The sequence below is a fragment of the Flaviflagellibacter deserti genome, from assembly GCF_042652085.1.
Lineage (GTDB): Bacteria > Pseudomonadota > Alphaproteobacteria > Rhizobiales > Methylopilaceae > Flaviflagellibacter > Flaviflagellibacter deserti.
Genome location: NZ_JBHSJF010000005.1, coordinates 16,905 through 31,397 on the forward strand (window position 1 = coordinate 16,905; position 14,493 = coordinate 31,397).

The 14,493-nt window shown below is 66.1% G+C and carries 16 protein-coding genes; 10 read left to right on the plus strand and 6 right to left on the minus strand.

Features of this window, described 5'->3' with window-relative positions; all coding sequences use genetic code 11:
• Positions 1-13 precede the first annotated feature (13 nt).
• The 7 genes from murA (at position 14) to yacG (ending at position 4,916) form a co-directional block, all read left to right on the plus strand.
• Positions 14-1,303, plus strand: coding sequence for a UDP-N-acetylglucosamine 1-carboxyvinyltransferase (murA, locus tag ACFPFW_RS04805; protein WP_114958595.1), 1,290 nt, complete (start codon positions 14-16; stop codon positions 1,301-1,303).
• A gap of 78 nt (positions 1,304-1,381) precedes the next feature.
• On the plus strand, positions 1,382-1,828 hold the full coding sequence (locus ACFPFW_RS04810; RefSeq protein WP_114958596.1) for a DUF2948 family protein: 447 nt from the start codon (positions 1,382-1,384) through the stop codon (positions 1,826-1,828).
• Between the two features lie 10 nt (positions 1,829-1,838).
• Positions 1,839-3,128, plus strand: coding sequence for a histidinol dehydrogenase (gene hisD / locus ACFPFW_RS04815; RefSeq protein ID WP_114958597.1), 1,290 nt, complete (start codon positions 1,839-1,841; stop codon positions 3,126-3,128).
• A complete protein-coding gene (locus tag ACFPFW_RS04820) occupies positions 3,128-3,616 on the plus strand; it encodes a UPF0262 family protein (protein WP_114958598.1) in 489 nt (162 codons plus the stop codon). The genes hisD and ACFPFW_RS04820 overlap by 1 nt, the downstream gene beginning before the upstream one ends.
• Positions 3,617-3,824: 208 nt before the next feature.
• Positions 3,825-4,043 carry a translation initiation factor IF-1 gene (infA, locus tag ACFPFW_RS04825; RefSeq protein WP_114958599.1) on the plus strand — a complete coding sequence of 73 codons (219 nt, stop codon included), beginning with the start codon at positions 3,825-3,827 and terminating at the stop codon, positions 4,041-4,043.
• Between the two features lie 46 nt (positions 4,044-4,089).
• Positions 4,090-4,725: a Maf-like protein gene (locus ACFPFW_RS04830; RefSeq protein ID WP_114958600.1), complete on the plus strand. Its 636-nt coding sequence runs from the start codon at positions 4,090-4,092 to the stop codon at positions 4,723-4,725.
• On the plus strand, positions 4,722-4,916 hold the full coding sequence (gene yacG / locus ACFPFW_RS04835; RefSeq protein ID WP_114958601.1) for a DNA gyrase inhibitor YacG: 195 nt from the start codon (positions 4,722-4,724) through the stop codon (positions 4,914-4,916). Before ACFPFW_RS04830 ends, yacG begins: the two co-directional genes overlap by 4 nt.
• Here the strand turns inward: yacG and pdeM are convergent.
• Genes pdeM through ACFPFW_RS04850 form a run of 3 tightly spaced genes read right to left on the minus strand, consistent with a single transcriptional unit; the run spans position 4,913 to position 8,720 of the window.
• Positions 4,913-5,608 (minus strand): ligase-associated DNA damage response endonuclease PdeM, encoded by a 696-nt coding sequence (gene pdeM, locus ACFPFW_RS04840; protein ID WP_114958602.1) that lies wholly within the window; start codon positions 5,606-5,608, stop codon positions 4,913-4,915. The two genes, yacG and pdeM, sit on opposite strands and share 4 nt — an antisense overlap.
• Positions 5,605-8,199, minus strand: coding sequence for a ligase-associated DNA damage response DEXH box helicase (locus ACFPFW_RS04845; RefSeq protein WP_114958603.1), 2,595 nt, complete (start codon positions 8,197-8,199; stop codon positions 5,605-5,607). The genes pdeM and ACFPFW_RS04845 overlap by 4 nt, the downstream gene beginning before the upstream one ends.
• 14 nt (positions 8,200-8,213) lie before the next feature.
• A complete protein-coding gene (locus ACFPFW_RS04850) occupies positions 8,214-8,720 on the minus strand; it encodes a GNAT family N-acetyltransferase (protein WP_114958604.1) in 507 nt (168 codons plus the stop codon).
• A gap of 41 nt (positions 8,721-8,761) precedes the next feature.
• Here ACFPFW_RS04850 and ACFPFW_RS04855 point away from each other — a divergent pair, with 41 nt between their 5' ends.
• From ACFPFW_RS04855 to ACFPFW_RS04865, 3 genes are all read left to right on the plus strand, one after another.
• Complete coding sequence (locus ACFPFW_RS04855) at positions 8,762-9,814, plus strand: ligase-associated DNA damage response exonuclease (protein WP_114958605.1); 1,053 nt, start codon at positions 8,762-8,764, stop codon at positions 9,812-9,814.
• Positions 9,815-9,941: 127 nt separating this feature from the next.
• Positions 9,942-11,585, plus strand: coding sequence for a cisplatin damage response ATP-dependent DNA ligase (locus ACFPFW_RS04860; RefSeq protein WP_114958606.1), 1,644 nt, complete (start codon positions 9,942-9,944; stop codon positions 11,583-11,585).
• A gap of 94 nt (positions 11,586-11,679) precedes the next feature.
• Positions 11,680-11,985, plus strand: coding sequence for a ribbon-helix-helix domain-containing protein (locus ACFPFW_RS04865; RefSeq protein WP_114958607.1), 306 nt, complete (start codon positions 11,680-11,682; stop codon positions 11,983-11,985).
• Positions 11,986-12,019: 34 nt separating this feature from the next.
• On the opposite strand, the gene ACFPFW_RS04870 is transcribed toward ACFPFW_RS04865, so the two are convergent.
• From ACFPFW_RS04870 to ACFPFW_RS04880, 3 genes are read right to left on the minus strand one after another with little or no spacing between them, the layout of a single operon-like run.
• Positions 12,020-12,301 (minus strand): hypothetical protein, encoded by a 282-nt coding sequence (locus tag ACFPFW_RS04870; RefSeq protein ID WP_162799803.1) that lies wholly within the window; start codon positions 12,299-12,301, stop codon positions 12,020-12,022.
• A gap of 10 nt (positions 12,302-12,311) precedes the next feature.
• A complete protein-coding gene (locus tag ACFPFW_RS04875; RefSeq protein WP_114958622.1) occupies positions 12,312-13,880 on the minus strand; it encodes a GMC family oxidoreductase in 1,569 nt (522 codons plus the stop codon).
• Positions 13,881-13,920: 40 nt separating this feature from the next.
• Positions 13,921-14,466 (minus strand): gluconate 2-dehydrogenase subunit 3 family protein, encoded by a 546-nt coding sequence (locus ACFPFW_RS04880; RefSeq protein ID WP_114958608.1) that lies wholly within the window; start codon positions 14,464-14,466, stop codon positions 13,921-13,923.
• Positions 14,467-14,493: the final 27 nt, after the last annotated feature.

The window sequence follows — 14,493 nt, forward strand, 5'->3', positions numbered from 1 at the left end:
GGAGCCCTGATACATGGACCGAATCCGCATCGTCGGCGGCGCGCATCTCGAAGGCGTGATCCCGATCTCCGGCGCGAAGAACGCCGCTCTGCCGCTGATGATCGCAAGCCTCCTGACGGAAGACACCGTCGTCCTGGAGAACGTGCCGCGTCTGGCTGACGTGTCACAGCTGAAGCGCATCCTGTCGAACCACGGCGTCGATTTCGCTGTCCGCGGCCGCCGCCACGGCGAGACCGAACTCGACGGCGAGACGATCACGCTGAACGCCAAGACGATCGTCGACACGACCGCTCCCTACGAGCTGGTCTCGACCATGCGCGCCAGCTTCTGGGTGCTCGCCCCGCTCGTCGCCCGCATGGGCCATGCCCGCGTCTCGTTGCCCGGCGGCTGCGCCATCGGAACCCGTCCGGTCGATTTCCTGCTGAACGTTCTGGAAGCGCTCGGCGCGCATATCTCGATAGAAGGCGGCTATGTCGTCGCTACCGCCCGCCTCGGCCTCAAGGGCGGGCACATCAAGTTCCCGAAGGTCTCGGTCGGTGCGACCCATACCGCACTGATGGGTGCGAGCCTCGCCGACGGCGAGACCCTCATTGAGAACGCTGCGCGCGAGCCGGAGGTGACCGACCTCGCCGAGCTTCTGATCAAGATGGGCGCCAAGATCGAGGGCGCCGGCACCTCGACCATCAAGGTCACCGGCGTATCCACGCTCCACGGCGCCGAGCACACCGTTATCCCGGACCGCATCGAGACCGGCACCTTCGCGCTCGCCGTCGCCATGGCCGGCGGCGATGTCACCCTGCAGAACACCCGTGCCGATCTCCTCGACAGCGCGCTAGAGACAATGCGTCAGGCCGGCGCACATGTTGACGCCCTCCCGAACGGCATCCGGGTCTATCGCAACGGCAATGGCCTTCTTCCCGTCGAAGTCACGACGGAGCCCTTCCCGGGCTTCCCGACCGACCTGCAGGCGCAGTTCATGGCCCTTGCGACCCGCGGCCAAGGCACGTCGAAGATCCGCGAGACGATCTTCGAGAACCGCTTCATGCACGTGCAGGAGCTCGCCCGCCTCGGCGCCCGCATCAGGCTCGAGGGCGACACCGCCTACGTCGACGGCGTCGACAAGCTGACCGGCGCGCCGGTCATGGCGACCGATCTGCGCGCCTCGGTGTCCCTCGTCATCGCCGGCCTGGCGGCCGAAGGCGAGACGATCGTCAACCGCATCTATCATCTCGATCGCGGGTTCGAGCGCCTGGAGCAGAAGCTGTCGCGCTGCGGCGCGCAGATCGAGCGCATCAGCGGTTGATGGGGCGTCGTCCTCCTCCATTGCACTCCGCCCCTGCGTCCACTACCTGACGATAAACAACCAAGAACGGCAGCGCCCATGTCAGACGCACCGCTGAAACTCCTCGCCTACGACGCCGAGGACCTCGCGATCCTCTCCGTCCATCTGCAGGACGCCGAACTCAAGGTCTCGGACCTCGTCTATCTCCCCCGCGAACACCGCTTCGCGCTCGCCGCCGACCGCTTCGATTGGGAAGCCTCGGCGCTGGAGAAGAAGAACCGACGCCGACGCACCGCCCTCCATTTCGAGGGCGTCACCAATGTCCGCTGCAAGGGCATCCCGCAGGACGACAAGAGCGCGCAGCTGACACTGCTCGCGCTCGCCTTCGAGCCCGGCGAGACGCCTGCGGGCGCGGTCAATCTGCTGTTCATGGACGGCGCCGCGATCCGGCTCGAGGTCGAATGCCTCGAAGCCGCATTCAAGGATCTGGGCCCGACCTGGACCTGCTCCTGCTGCCCGAGCCATCCCGAATCCGAGGTCGCCTGACGTGGCAGTCATGCTGGATGCCGGCGCGCCGGATTTCGAGGCGCGCTTTTCGGCGCTGCTTGCCGCCAAGCGTGAAACCGCAGAGGACGTCGACCAGGCCGTTCGCGCGATCATCGATCGCGTCCGCACCGGTGGCGACGAAGCGCTTTGCGACTATACGAGGCGCTTCGACCGTTTCGAGGTCTCACCCGCGGGCCTGCGCATCAGCGAAGCCGAGATCGAGGCAGCCTGGAACGAGATCGATACCGAGACGCTTGACGCCCTGAAGCTCGCCCGCGACCGCATCGAAAGCCATCACCGCCGCCAGAAGCCCGAGGACGAGCGCTATACCGACGCGCTCGGCGTCGAGCTCGGCCACCGCTGGACCGCGATCGAATCCGTCGGCCTCTACGTGCCCGGCGGCACGGCCGCCTATCCATCCTCCGTCCTGATGAACGCCGTTCCGGCCAAGGTCGCGGGCGTGCCGCGCCTCGTCATGGTCGTGCCGACGCCGGACGGTAAGCTGAATCCGCTGGTGCTGGCTGCCGCAAAGCTCGCCGGCGCCGACGAGGTCTATCGCATCGGCGGCGCGCAGGCCGTCGCGGCTCTGGCCTACGGCACCGACACCATCAAGCCGGTCGCGAAGATCGTCGGGCCCGGCAACGCCTATGTCGCGGCCGCCAAGCGCCAGGTCTTCGGCACGGTCGGCATCGACATGATCGCCGGCCCGTCCGAAGTCGTGATCGTCGCCGACGACCATGCCGATCCGGACTGGGTCGCAGCCGATCTCCTCGCCCAGGCCGAGCATGACGCCGCCGCTCAGGCGATCCTGATCACCTCCTCGCCCGCGCTCGCGGCCGGTGTCGAGGCCGCCGTCACGAAGCAGCTCGCGGTCCTGCCGCGCGGGAACATCGCCGGCGCCAGCTGGGCCGAGCACGGAGCGATCGTGCTGGTTCCGGATCTCGAAGCCTCGGTGCCGCTGGTCGACAGGCTGGCGCCCGAACATCTGGAAATCGAGTCGGCCGACGCGGAAGAGCTCGCGCTCAAGATCCGCAATGCCGGAGCGATCTTCCTCGGCAGCCACACGCCCGAAGCGATCGGCGACTATGTCGGCGGTTCGAACCACGTTTTGCCGACGGCCCGCTCCGCCCGCTTCTCCTCCGGGCTCACGGTGCTCGATTTCGTCAAGCGCAGTTCAATCCTGAAATGCTCGCCGGCTTCGCTGAAGGCGCTCGGTCCCGCCGCCATCCGCCTCGCCCAGGCGGAGGGCCTCGACGGCCACGCCCGCTCGGTCGCAATCCGGCTCGGCCTGCCGGCCTGATGGACGACGCGCCGGAGATTTCGTCGAACCGGCTGATCGCCGTCACGATCGACGAAACGTCCCTGGGAGCATCGACCGCCGAGGCCGAACACGAACGCGAGATCGCGATCCACGATCTCCTCGATGAGAATGCCTTCGCCGTACCGGGTCGCGCCCAGGGGCCGTACCGGCTGGACCTGAAGCTGTTCGAGAACCGGCTCGTCTTCGACATCCGCGACGCCGAGGATGCCGCGGTCGTCACCCATATGCTGGCGCTTGGTCCGTTCCGGCCGATCGTCAGCGAATACAATACCATCTGCGAGCGCCACTACGCGGCGATCCGCTCCGCCTCCCCGTCCCAGATCGAGGCGATCGACATGGGCCGGCGCGGCCTCCACAACGACGCGGCGAACCTCCTCGGCGAACGTCTGAAGGGCAAGATCGACCTCGATCACGCGACCGCGCGGCGGCTTTTCACCCTGATCGTGGCGCTGCACTGGGATCAATAGTGTCCCGGTCCGGGTGCAGCGAAGCTGCATCGCGTGATCCGGGACCCAGCGCTTACTGGCGAAGCGCACTATCTATGGAGCGCCTGCGGCGCAAATCATGCGCTGGACCCCGGATCGACGCGCGCTTTGCGCACTTGTCCGGGGAACAGGTTGTGAAAAGGCGCCTCTTTGAGTAGGTTCCGCGCCTTCAAGCCAATCGCGAGTCTAAATGTCGAAAGAAGAACTGCTCGAGTTTCCGGGCGTGGTCACAGAGCTTTTGCCGAACGCCATGTTCCGCGTGAAGCTGGAGAACGAGCACGAGATCGTCGCTCACACCGCCGGCCGCATGCGCAAGAACCGCATCCGCGTTCTCGCTGGCGACAAGGTCCTTGTCGAAATGACGCCGTATGATCTGACCAAGGGCCGGATCACGTACCGCTTCAAGTAATCCCCACAGGGGCCGGGGGGCCGGCTTCCGCACTGCAGAGCGCCGCATGTCAGGCCGTCCGAAGCTCGTCCTTGCCTCCGCCTCGCCGCGCCGCCTGGCCCTTCTGGAGCAGGTCGGCCTGCGCCCGGACGCCCTGCTGCCCACGAGCCTCGACGAGGAGCCGCGCCGTTTCGAGCGTCCGCGCGCGCTCGCCGAGCGGCTTGCCGTCGAAAAGGCCGAGGCCGCCCGCCATACCGCCCAGGCAGATGAGGATCTGAGGGACGCGTATTTCCTCGCGGCCGACACAGTCGTCGCGCTCGGTCGCCGCATCCTGCCGAAGGCCGAGATTCCGGAAGACGCCGAGGACTGCCTCAGCCTTTTGTCCGGCCGCGCCCACCGCGTCTTCACCTCGGTCTGTCTGATCACACCGTCGGGCAAGAAGCGCAGCCGCGTGGTCGAGACCCGCGTGCGCTTCAAGCATCTCTCGCGCTCGGAGACCGAGAGCTATCTCGCCTCCGGCGAGTGGCGCGGCAAGGCCGGCGGCTATGCGATTCAGGGCATCGCCGGCGGCTTCGTCGTCCGCATCGTCGGCTCATATTCGGCCGTGGTCGGCCTGCCGCTCTACGAGACCGTCAACCTGCTCACCGGTGAAGGCCTCCAGGTTCATCTTGGCTGGCTGAACCCGCTCGAAGGCGTCCAGTGAAGACGAAGAAGGGCGAGGCGAAAGCCGCCGCCTGCCCGATCTGCGGCAAGCCTTCGGTCGAGGAGTACAAGCCCTTTTGCTCGAAGCGCTGCTCCGACGTCGACCTCAACCGCTGGCTGGTCGGCGTCTATCGCTTCGAGACAGACGAGACGCCGGACGAGCCAGGCAACGACGGCAAGGACGAGGATTAGTAACCGTCCGGCACCAGCCGGCTGACCGGCATTCGGTAGACCCCCTGATTGCCGAGCATCCACGCGCACAGCGCTTCCGGCGCGAACAGGGTCGAGAACGCCCGGTCGCGCACATTCAGCCCGCCCGCATAAGCGCCGAATGCCGGCAGGATTGCCCGCTTTCCGTCCGTCGCCACGCAGCGCCGGCGCACGCCTGAGCCGCGCACCCTGATCTTGGCGACCGGATGAAGATGCCCGGCGATCTCGCCCGGCGCCTCTCCCGGCGTCGGTTCGTGCCGCAGCACGATATTGCCGATCCGGAGTTCCGGCAGCCAGTCGCCAGTCACGCACGACGGCGGCTCGGGATCGTGGTTGCCGGCGATCCAGATCCAGTCGCGGCCGGTCTGCAGCCCGCAAAGAACATCGACATCCGACTTGTGGATACGCTCGCCCGCCCGCGAGTCGTGAAAGCTGTCGCCGAGCGCCATCACCGTCTTGGGCTGCAGCCGCGCAACCAGGCGTTCAAGCAAAGCGAGAGTCGCCGCCGTATCGTAGGGCGGAAACAGTCCCCTGCCCCGCGCGGCATAGGCCGAGCCCTTCTCGAAATGCAGGTCGGCGACGATCAGCGCGCGCTCGCCGTCATGCCACAGCCCGCCTTCCGGCAGCACGGTGAACGGCGTGTCGAGGAGGTCGAATTCGGTCGTCTCGCTCACGCCGACCCCATCGCTTCCGCGACCAGTTCCTCGGCCGCCTCCTCGATCAGCGCGTCCTGCGCCTCGCCGTAGATCGGCTCGCGCCCGATCTCGAGGATACCCGGCACAGCGAGCGGCGAGACCCGGTCGAGCGGCTTGTGAATCACATGGCCCTTCACTCGCGCCAGCATTTCGCCGAGGCGCGCGATATCGAGCAGGCCCCGCGCGGCATCGGCGCGGGCGGCGCGGAGAAGCACGTGGTCCGGCTCATGCCGGCGGAGGACGTCGTAGACGAGATCGGATGACATGGTGACCTGGCGCCCGGTCTTCTTCTGGCCGGGGAAATTCCGTTCGATAAGCCCGGCAATGATGGCGCAATCACGAAATGTTCTCTTCATCAGGCTCGATTCCGCAAGCCATTCCTCGAGGTCGTCGCCCAGCATGTCCTGATCGAACAGCGCCTCGATGCTGAGCCGCCCCCGCGCGATCTCATGCGCGACGTCCTTCAGCCCCCAGATCGTTACCGCATAGTCCGTTGCGACAAAACCGAGCGGCCGAAGCTTCGCCCGTTCCATCCGCCGCGTCAGCAGCATGCCGAGCGTCTGGTGCGCGAGCCGTCCCTCGAACGGATAGCAGGTCAGAAAATAGCGCCCGCCGCGCGGAAAGGTCTCGACCAGAAGCTGGTCCGGGCCGGGGATGATCGAGCGCTTCTGCTGGATCTCCAGCCACTCCCGAACCTGCTCTGGAAAGACCTCCCAGCTCTCCGGGTCGGCGATCATCTTCCGCACCCGCGCCGCGACGCCGGTCGTGAACGGCATCTTCGAGCCGGCATAGCTCGGCACTTTCGGATCGCTGGCGTTCGAGCGCGAGCAATAGGCGAAGTTCTCGACCACCGCGTGGAATTGCAGGATCTCGCCGCCGAAGACGAAGCTGTCGCCGGGCGAGAGCATGTTGACGAAGCCCTCCTCCAGTTCGCCCAAAACCCGCCCGCCTCGGCCGATCGGCCCGGTCAACCCGCCCCCACCGCCGCTTCCCCGGATCAGCCGGATCTTGATCATCTCGGCTTCGGTGATCGTCCCGACATTCAGCCGGTAGCGCAGCGCGGTCTGGGGGTTCGCCACGCGCCAGTGCCCGTCCTTGTTCCGGCGGATCTTGGCGAAGCGGTCATAGCTCTTGAGCGCATAGCCGCCGTTCGCGACGAAGTTCAGCACGGCGTCGAAATCGGCGCGGCTCAGCGCCGAATAGGGCGCGGCCGAGGTCACCTGGTCGTAGAGCTCGTCGGCATCGAACGGCCACGGACAGGCCATGCCGAGCACGTGCTGCGCCAGCACGTCGAGCCCACCGATCCGCACCGTCTCGGCGTCCTGCTCGCCCGCCAAAGCCGCCGCGCGCGTCGCCTCGCACTCCACCCGCTCGAACCGCGAGCCCGGCACGATGATCGCCTTCGACGGCTCGTCCATCCGGTGGTTGGCGCGACCGATGCGCTGGAGCAGGCGTGAGGAGCCCTTCGGCGAACCGACATGGACGACGAGATCGATATCGCCCCAGTCGATGCCGAGATCGAGCGTCGAGGTCGCGACCACCGCCCGCAGCTTCCCCGCCGCCATCGCCGCCTCGACCCGCCGCCGCTGCGCAACGTCGAGCGAACCGTGATGCAGCGCGATCGGCAGGTCGTCGCTGTTCAGCCGCCACAGTTCCTGGAACGCGAACTCGGCGACGAAGCGCGTGTTCACGAAGATCAAAGTCATCCTGTGACGCTTGATCTCCTCGTAGACCGCAGGCAGCGCATGCCGCGCCGCATGGCCCGACCAAGGCAGGTGCTCGCCGGTCTCATGGATATGGATATCCGGCTGCGCCCCGCCCTCGACGATGACGAGATCGGCGAGATTTCCTCGCCCCGTGAAACGGGTAGAGGTCGAGTGGCCGGCAGGCGACCGGGTGAGGGGCAACGAGCCTCCGTTGCTGGGCTGCCCCACCAGCCAGCGCCTCAGATCGTCCGGGTTCGACACCGTCGCCGACAGGCCGGTGATGGTCGCATCCGGCGCAAGCGTCCTCAGCCGCGCCAGACCGAGCGCGAGGAGGTCACCGCGCTTGGTCGGCGCGAGCGCATGCAGCTCGTCCACGATGATACGGCGCAGCCCGCGAAACAGGTCCTCCGCCTCGCGGCTCGCCAAAAGCAGCGCGACCTGCTCCGGCGTCGTCAGCAGGATGTCGGGCGGATCGACCTTCTGCCGCTGACGCTTGGCCTGCGGCGTGTCGCCCGTCCGGCTCTCGATGCGGATCGGCAGCTTCATCTCGGTGATCGGCGTCTCGACATTGCGCGCGACGTCGACGGCGAGCGCCTTCAGTGGAGACACATAGAGCGTGTGGATCGACCGCCGGGCCATGCCGGCCTTCTTCGGCTCGCGATGCGCTAGCTCGACCAGGCTCGGCAGGAACCCAGCAAGCGTCTTGCCCGCGCCGGTCGGCGCTATAAGCAGCGTCGAGCGGCCCCCGCGGGCATGCTCCAGCAGATCGAGCTGATGGGATCGAGGAGACCAGCCGCGCGAGGCGAACCAGCGCAGGAAGGCCGGGGGAAGACCCTGATCCTCGATGCGCTGGGCGATGGACACGCTGTTCGAATTCCTCAGAGCAGGGTTCTGGTCATGAACACGGCATCATCGCCATAGCACGCGACCTTCTCGGTCAGGATCAGCGTCATGCGTTCCTCGAAGCCGTGCCGACGCCAGAACGGCGCGGACTGGTTCACCGCCACGAGCGACATGGTCTCGAAACCCGCCGTGCCGGCGGTCTGTGCCAGATGCCGGACCACCCGCGCGCCGTGCCCGACTCCGTAAGCCGATCTAAGCAGTGCGAGATCGTGCAGATAGTAAGTGCCCGGCCGTTCCGGTAGCCGCTCGAGCGCGGCATCGAGCGGAGGCGGCTCCTCGGCATGCCAAGGGTGGCTCAGGATGTAACCGACGAGCCCTTCGCCGAGATCGAGCGCGAGGCATCCCTGCGGATAGAGTGTCAGCCTTTCCTCGAAGACCTCCACGCCCTCCTGGTGCCAAGGATAGGCCTCCTCCTGCACCCTGAGCACCGCCGGAATATCGACCTTCGTCATCTGCCGCCAATGCGTCACCTTCCCCGCCATGCCCTTCTCCGTGGCTGTCGATGGATTACTTTATAGAGCACATGCGCCCCGAAGACCTTCTTTGCCGTACAGCACAAGGCCTGTGCGTCCGCCCCTCCGGCGTTCATATCGATCCGACACGGCCTGTCGAGCGGGCATTGATCACGCACGGCCATTCCGACCACGCCCGCGCCGGCCATGGCGCGGTGATGGCCACGCCCGAGACACTCCGCATCATGGCCCTGCGCTACGGCGAGGATTTCGCGCGCTCCGTCCAGCCGGTCGAATATGGCGAAATCGTCAAGCTGAAAGGCGGCGTGCAGGCGAGCTTCCATCCCGCTGGCCACGTGCTGGGCTCCGCGCAGATCCTGCTCGAATGGAAAGGCTTCCGCGCCGTCATCTCAGGCGACTACAAGCGCGAGCGCGATCCGACCTGTGCGCCCTTCACCGTCATCCCCTGCGACCTCTTCATCACCGAGGCGACCTTCGGCCTGCCCGTCTTCCGCCACCCTCCGGCCAGGGACGAGATCGCCAAGCTGGTCGATTCCGCCGAACTATTCCCCGAGCGAGCCCATCTCGTCGGCGCCTATTCGCTCGGCAAGGCGCAACGGCTGATGGCCCTGCTCCGCGAGGCCGGTTGGCAGCGGCCGATCTACATGCACGGCGCGATGGTTCGGATTTCGGAATTCTACAAGGCAGAGGGCGTGCCGCTCGGCGACATCCGCCCGGTCGTCCTCGACGAGCGGAAGAAGCTCGGCGGCGAGATCGTCATCTGCCCACCCTCGGCACTGCAGGAACTCTGGTCTCGCAAATTCCCCGATCCCGTCTCCGCGATGGCCTCCGGCTGGATGCGCGTGCGCGCCCGCGCCCGCCAGAACGGCGCCGAACTGCCGCTCGTCATCTCCGACCACGCCGACTGGGACGATCTCGGCCGCACGATCCTCGACACCGGCGCACAGGAGATCTGGGTGACGCACGGCGCCGAGGAGGCGCTGGTCCACTGGTGCGAAACGCAGGGGCTGAAGGCGAAGCCGTTGCATCTGCTGGGCTATGGGGACGAGGAAGCCGAGGAATTGGCCAAGCCGCCGGAGCCCAGCGAGGCGGCGCCGATATGACGTCTCTTCCATCCTCCGTCATTGCCGGGCTTGACCCGGCAATCCAGCAGCAGCCTCCGTTGCTTGGCCGCTGGATGCCCGGGTCAAGCCCGGGCATGACGACGTCCCTTGTCGAAGCGGCCACCCAATGAACCGCTTCGCCGCCCTCCTCGACCGCCTCGCCTACGAACCTCGCCGCAACGCCAAGATCCGTCTCATGGCGGATTATTTCCGTGAGACCGAGGACCCGGAACGCGGCTATGCGCTGGCCGCCATCACCGGCGCGCTGACCTTCCGCCATGCCAAGCCGAACGTCATCCGCACCCTGATCGAGGAGCGAACCGACCCATACCTGTTCGACCTCTCGCGCGATTTCGTCGGCGACACCGCCGAGACCATCGCCTTGATGTGGCCGGCCGAGCGCGGCTCGAACTACGTGCCCGCCCTCGGCGAGATCATCCTCGGCCTGCAGGAGACGTCGAAACTAGACCTCCCCGGCCAGATCGCCCGCTGGCTCGACGCATTGGACGAAACCGGCCGCTGGGCGTTGCTGAAGCTCATCACCGGCGCGCTCCGCATCGGCGCTTCCGCGCGCCTCGCCAAGACCGCCGTCGCCAGCCTCGGCGAGAACATCCAGCCCGACGATGTCGAACTCGTCTGGCACGGCCTCGAACCGCCCTACGAAACCTTGTTCGCCTGGGTCGAGGGCCGCGGCCCGAGGCCAGAGACCGAAAACCCCGCCCCGTTCCGCCCGCCGATGCTGGCGACCGCGATCGAGGACACCGCCAACTGGCGCGAGGCCCTCGATCCGGCCGATTTCACCGCCGAATGGAAATGGGACGGCATCCGCGTCCAGGCCGCCTCCGGCCGCGACCCCGAAGGCACGCTCTCCGCACGCCTCTATTCGCGCACCGGCGAGGACGTCTCCGGCGCCTTCCCGGATCTCCTCGGCGCGATCGACTTCGAGGGCGCCATCGACGGCGAGCTCCTCATCCTGAAAGAGGGCCGCGTCCAGAGCTTCAACGTCCTGCAGCAGCGGCTGAACCGGAAAGCGATCACTCCGAAGCTGATGGCCGACTACCCGGCGCATATCCGCGCCTATGATCTTCTCGTGGAAGGTGAGGAAGATCTGCGCGGCCTGCCCTTCGCCGAGCGCCGAATCCGTCTCGAAAACTTCATCCGCCGTCTCGGTAATCCGCGCATCGACCTGTCGCCGCAGGTGAAATTCGCCGACTGGAATGAACTGACCGCCGCCCGCGCCGATCCCGCCACGGGCGGAGCGGGCGTCGATGCCGACGCGGTCGAAGGTCTGATGCTGAAACGCAAGGATGCGCCCTATGTGCCCGGCCGGCCGAAGGGATTGTGGTTCAAGTGGAAGCGCGACCCGTTCAACGTCGACGCCGTGCTGATGTACGCCCAGCGCGGCTCGGGCAAGCGCTCCAGCTTCTATTCGGACTACACGTTCGGCGTCTGGCGCTCGGGCGATGAAGGCGAGGAACTCGTGCCGGTCGGCAAGGCCTATTTCGGCTTCACCGACGAGGAACTGGCCGAGCTCGATCGCTTCGTCAGGAAGAACACGATCAACCGCTTCGGCCCGGTCCGCGAGGTCACGCACGAGCCCGACACCGGCCTCGTACTTGAAGTCGCGTTCGAGGGCCTCAACCGCTCAACGCGCCACCGCTCCGGCGTCGCCATGCGCTTTCCGCGCATCTCCCGCATCCGCTGGGACAAGCCGCCGAAAGAAGCCGACCGCATCGAGCATCTGGAGGCGCTGCTAAGGGAAGCGGGCTGACGCTCGCGGGACCGTGTCCGGTTGGGTTTCCACGTCATTGCCCTACCCGCCCGGCCATCTTAGAATCCCTGAAAAGAAGAACAGGGAGGACAATATGTGCCGTATGTTCGCGCACCAGCCGCAGAGCAACTACGACTCAGAGACCCGCTCCATACGCCTCGCCGGACATTCGACATCGATCCGCCTGGAGAATGTCTTCTGGACGATCCTGGAGGAAATGGCCGCCCGTGAAGGGCTCAGTGTCGGCAAGTTCGTTACCAAGCTGCACGACGAGGTGCTCGAGCACCACGGAGAGCTCAGCAATATCGCCTCGCTGCTCCGTTGCTCGTGCGTCATCTATGTCTCGAACGCCGGTCTCGACCGCAACCTGACGGCCCCGGCGCTGATCGCGGCGGAATAGCCCCGGCAGGCATTGCCCGCCGGGACCGGAATTTTCAGGGCTTCGGTCCGCCTGGCTGCACGGCCCCCTCGGATGCGGAGCCGGACGGTGCTGGACGGTCGGGGCAGCGCTCGGTTGCCCCGCATACTGCCCGGTCGGTCTGGACCGGCCCTCCCTTGCTCTCCGCAGCGGGCGTTCCGGCCGGATTGTCCGGATAGGCGACCACGCCCGGTTTCGAGGTCTGGGGCGTTCCCGCGGGCGGCGTGGATTGCGCCAGCGCCATTCCAGACATGGCGGCGAGAGACAATCCGGCCAGAAGAATACGCACGGTCTTCATTCTCGCCTCCTCAGATGTCGCGCCGCTGCATGGCGGTTGCGATGTGGTCCGCCTGCCGGATGGCGAGCGCGACGATGGTCAGGGTCGGATTACAGGCGGCACCGGACGTGAACTGGCTACCGTCCGAGACGAACAGGTTCGGAATATCGTGTGTCTGGCCGAACTTGTTCACCACGCCGTCGCGGGCTTTCTCGCTCATCCGGTTGGTTCCCATATTGTGGGTGCTCGGATAGGGCGGAGTTGGATAGGTCACCGTGGCTCCCACCGCCTCGTACACCGCCGCACCCTGCCTGTAGGCATGGTTGCGCATCGCGATATCGTTCGGGTGGTCGTCGTAATGCACGTTCGCGACTGGAAGCCCGTGCTTGTCCTTGACCTCGGCGTCAAGGGTGATGCGGTTCGTCTCCTGCGGCATGTCCTCGCCGACGAGCCACATCCCGGCCATTCTGGGATAGGCCTCCATCGCGCTGGTGAAGGTACGTCCCCATCCGCCGGGATTGAGGAAGGCCGCCATGAACGGGACGCCGAGCGACAGGGTCTCCATTTCGTAGCCGCCGAGAAAGCCGCGGGACGGGTCGTTGCGTGACTCGTCGCGGATGATGCCGGCCATGGTCGTGCCGCGATACATGTGCACCGGCTTCTCGAACACGCCGTAGACGCTACCCGTCATGTGCCGCATGTAGTTGCGGCCGACCTGTCCGGACGAATTGGCGAGACCGTCGGGGAACATGTTGGACGCGCTGTTCAGCAGGATGCGCGGGCTCTCGATCGAGTTGCCGGCGACACAGACAATCCGCGCCTTCTGCCGCTGCTCCACGCCCTTCTCGTCGAAATAGACGACGCCGCTCACCTTGCCTGTCTGGTCGTGCTCGATCTTGGCGACATGCGAGTTCGGCCGGACCTCGAGATTGCCGGTTTTCTCGCCCTCCGGGATCTCGGTGTAGAGCGTCGACCACTTTGCGCCCGATTTGCAGCCCTGGAAGCAGAAGCCGATCTGCTGGCAGGCGCCACGACCGTCGCGCGGTTCGCTGTTGATGGCCATCCGGCCGGTATGGACTTCCTTGTAGCCGAGCTTGCGGGCTCCGGCCTCCATCACCTTGAAATTGTTGTTGCCGGGCAGACCGGGGATCTTGTTCGTCCGGGTGACGCCCAACTTGTTCTCGGCTTTCTCGTACCAGAGGTCCAGATCGGCCTTGGTGATTGGCCAGTCGAGAAGGTTTGCGCCATGAAGGCCGCCATAGGCCGAGGCGACCTTGAACTCGTGTTCTTCGAAACGGAGCGAGGCGCCCGCCCAATGAGTGGTCGAGCCACCGACGGATTTCACGATCCACGCCGGCAGGTTCGGGAAGTCGTGCGCCACGCGCCAGGAGCCGGAAGAAACGCGCGCATCGGTCCAGGCCAGTTGCGAGAAACTCTCCCATTCGTCGTTGACGAAGTCCTGGATCTCGGTGCGCGGTCCGGCCTCCAGGATGACGACCTTCACGCCCTTCTGGGCCAATTCATTGCCGAGCGTACCGCCACCCGCGCCGGACCCGATGATTACGACGACACTGTCGTCGTTCTGACCGAACTGAGCCATCATATCCTCCCAAAGCGTTGTTTTCCTTGTTGTTCTGGCTTCATGCTTTCGGGAGCCAGTCGATGTCGTTGAATCCGCGGGTGAGGTAACCGCCATGCTCGGCTGACGAGCCCTCGTACCCGAACTTCGGCCAGAGTTCCTTCTGGTTGTAGAGGGATACGACGAGGTCGGATCGCACCTTGTTGAAGAAGTCCGTGTGCTGGACGCCGCGCAGCAGGGCGACGCGATCGTCCTCCCAGCCTAGATCTGCGTAAGTCGTCTTGTGGCGGTCCTTGGCATCCTGGTCGAGCCGCCGGACGCCGTCCTCCAGCATCGCCTTCACCTGGGGATCGGCGGCCGCCTTGTCGTTCCAGGGCTTGATCGCGGCGATGTAGTAGACGTCGCCGAGGAAATCATGCGGATAGATGTCCCGTGCCACCTTCACCAGCGTCTTCATCGTCGAGGGCTCGAGGACCCCGCCCTCCGCCCAGGCATCGTCGATCGAAAGCCCGGTCGCGCTGACGATAGCGGCGGTCGGCACCGCGGCAGCCGCTGCCTTCAGCAGGAAGCGGCGGCTGAATTTCGTTCGTGGATCGACCTCGCGCATTGTCTGTTTCCTCCCTTGTTCTGTTGT